The following is a 2,528-nucleotide window of genomic DNA, read 5'->3' on the forward strand; positions in this document are numbered from 1 at the left end:
AAAAAAAATTTGATAACTATCTTGAAGAAATTAATCAAAAAATATTAGAAATGAATTTAGAAAATGAATGGGATTTAGAAATCTAAAAAAATTAAAAAAACGACTTTTTTTGGTGTAAAAATTAGGGTCAAAAAACGTGTTTTTTCTTATCTTGATACTATGTGAACACCTTCGATTTGGGTCGACCTGCTTCAAAGCCAATATTTTCAATCGTTACAGACAAAAAAAAGGTCGTTTTTTAGGATACTAATAGACAGAAAAATACCCCTGTGTTATAATTTAATTGACTAGAAAAAATTAAAACCACCAGGGGATATTTTTATATTCATTTTTAAATTTTCCCTTCTGGTTCCAGAAAGGAGTTTTTAATTTGTATAATAATCATAGCATAGAAAAAGAAAAAAATAAAGTACTAAAAGATGTAAATAAAGAAGGAAAAGAACGACCTTGGAGAGAGAAAAAGTTGAAGACTTTAGAGTTGGCTGAGGTTTATAAAGAAATTGGATTAGATAATAAAGCCTTTAGAGTTGAATACTGTAGTTGCCAATTAGCTTTTAAAGTTGATAATGAAACAGGAGAGAAGAAATTGGATAGTATGATGTCATGTCAAGTAAGGTTGTGTCCTATGTGTAATTGGAGAAGAAGCCTAAAAATTTATGGCCAAGTATCTAAGGTTATGGATAAAGCTCTTGAGGATAAGGATTATAGGTTTTTGTTTTTGACTTTGACTTGTGAAAATGTAGAAGGTAAAGAATTGTCAAGAACTATAGATAGATTATTTCATGCTTTTAAAAAATTGAGTGAAAGAAAAATTTTTAAACAATCTGTAAAGGGTTGGTTTAGGGCATTAGAGGTAACTCATAATCTTAATGAACAATCAAGTAGTTATAATACATATCATCCTCATTTTCATATAATTTTGATGGTAAATAAGAGTTATTTTAATAAGCCTGAGATTTATATTTCACAAGAAAAATGGACAAGCCTTTGGAAATCATGTTTAAAGGTGGATTATACTCCAATAGTACATATAACAGCATTTAAAACAGGAAATAAAAAAGAAACAGCTAAATCAGTGGCAGAAACTGCTAAATATACAGTAAAAGATGAAGATTACTTAATTCCTGAAGATAAAGAATTGTCCAAGGAGGCTGTTTATATTTTAGATAGAGCTTTGGCTAATAGACGGCTTGTTGCTTTTGGTGGAAAACTTAGGAAAATACATAGAGAACTTAATCTTGATGATATTGAAAATGGAGATTTAGTAAATACAGATAATGAAGATGAGGTATTGAGAGAAGATGTAAAATATCATATTGAAGTTTATGATTGGAATATAGGCTATAAACAATATATTAAAAGATAAAGGAGGATTTTTATGTTGAGTGTTGATTTTCAATCAAGATTGGATAGGTGGAGGAATGAACAAAGTTTTGAAGAAATAGAATTAGACAAAATTGACATAGTTTATAAAATTCATAAGGATGCTAATGGTATAGGATTATATGGAAAACTAGGTAAAAGAAAATCGAATAAACAATCTGGAATTGTTGTTATGAAAAAAAGTAATGGTAGATATACTTTATTATTTGGAATGTCAGATTTAATTGTTTTAAAGCTATTAAATTATAAAAAGGCTAATTTAATAGTTACAGATTTAAATAGAAATGAAGTTGAGAAAGAATTAATATTTTATTAATTTTTTTAGTATTAATATTTTATTATTGTCTTCGTATGTTTTTTATAAAGTAGATTGAGATTTAATAAATACAGATAATGAAGACGAATCATTAAGAGAGGATATCAAATATCATATTGAAGTTTATGATTAGAGTGTAGGTTATAAGCTATTTTCTTAAGGAATTAATTACAATATTATATTCATTTATATTTAATATATATTGATATCTTGTAATTAAATAAATATAGCTGATTAATATTATTGATAAACATAGTATTATTAATAGATTTTCACTTTTATTATAATTATTTAAATTAAATTATTGTTATAAATAATCAAGCTTATATTTAGTTTAAGTGTTCTAACTTCTGTTACTTAAGTTTTGAAACCATTCTAATAACATATTTAAGTTTGAATTTATTTATATTATTATATATGCTTATAGATTTCGACAAAATAATAATAACTATTATTATTTTGTTATTGTGAATAAAAACAAGCTTAAATATTATAAGCATTTTGTCTTTATAATTATATCATTTAACATAAAATTGTTTGTTTTTTTACTTTTGATATATAATTATAAAAAAGGGGTGAGTATATGAGCAATAGAGTTAAAGATTTAATTCATTTCTATAAAAAGCATCGGAGAACTAGAAGTTTAATTATGGCTATATTGGTTATAGGTTATTTTGTTTTTAAAAGATTTTTTTATAATTTTTTCGAACAACATTTAGAAAATGATATTGTTTTTTATATTCTTGTAATGATTGCTGTGTTAGATTTGGTATTTGATATTATTGTACGTTATTATGAAAAAAAGAAAACCTCATGAGGTTTTCTTTTT

3 protein-coding genes are annotated in these 2,528 nt (G+C 24.6%); all 3 read left to right on the forward strand.

All coding sequences use genetic code 11. From position 1 onward, the window contains the following. Positions 1 to 370: 370 nt before the first annotated feature. The 3 genes from BUB33_RS15580 to BUB33_RS15590 all read left to right on the forward strand — a co-directional run bounded on the left by BUB33_RS15580 (position 371) and on the right by BUB33_RS15590 (position 2,516). Complete coding sequence (locus BUB33_RS15580; protein ID WP_072978141.1) at positions 371 to 1,366, forward strand: protein rep; 996 nt, start codon at positions 371 to 373, stop codon at positions 1,364 to 1,366. Between the two features lie 12 nt (positions 1,367 to 1,378). After that, positions 1,379 to 1,699, forward strand: coding sequence for a hypothetical protein (locus BUB33_RS15585; RefSeq protein WP_072978143.1), 321 nt, complete (start codon positions 1,379 to 1,381; stop codon positions 1,697 to 1,699). 583 nt (positions 1,700 to 2,282) lie between these two features. Next, positions 2,283 to 2,516 (forward strand): hypothetical protein, encoded by a 234-nt coding sequence (locus tag BUB33_RS15590; RefSeq protein WP_072978146.1) that lies wholly within the window; start codon positions 2,283 to 2,285, stop codon positions 2,514 to 2,516. Positions 2,517 to 2,528 lie beyond the last annotated feature (12 nt).

Source organism: Tissierella praeacuta DSM 18095, assembly GCF_900128955.1.
GTDB classification, from domain to species: Bacteria; Bacillota; Clostridia; order Tissierellales; family Tissierellaceae; genus Tissierella; species Tissierella praeacuta.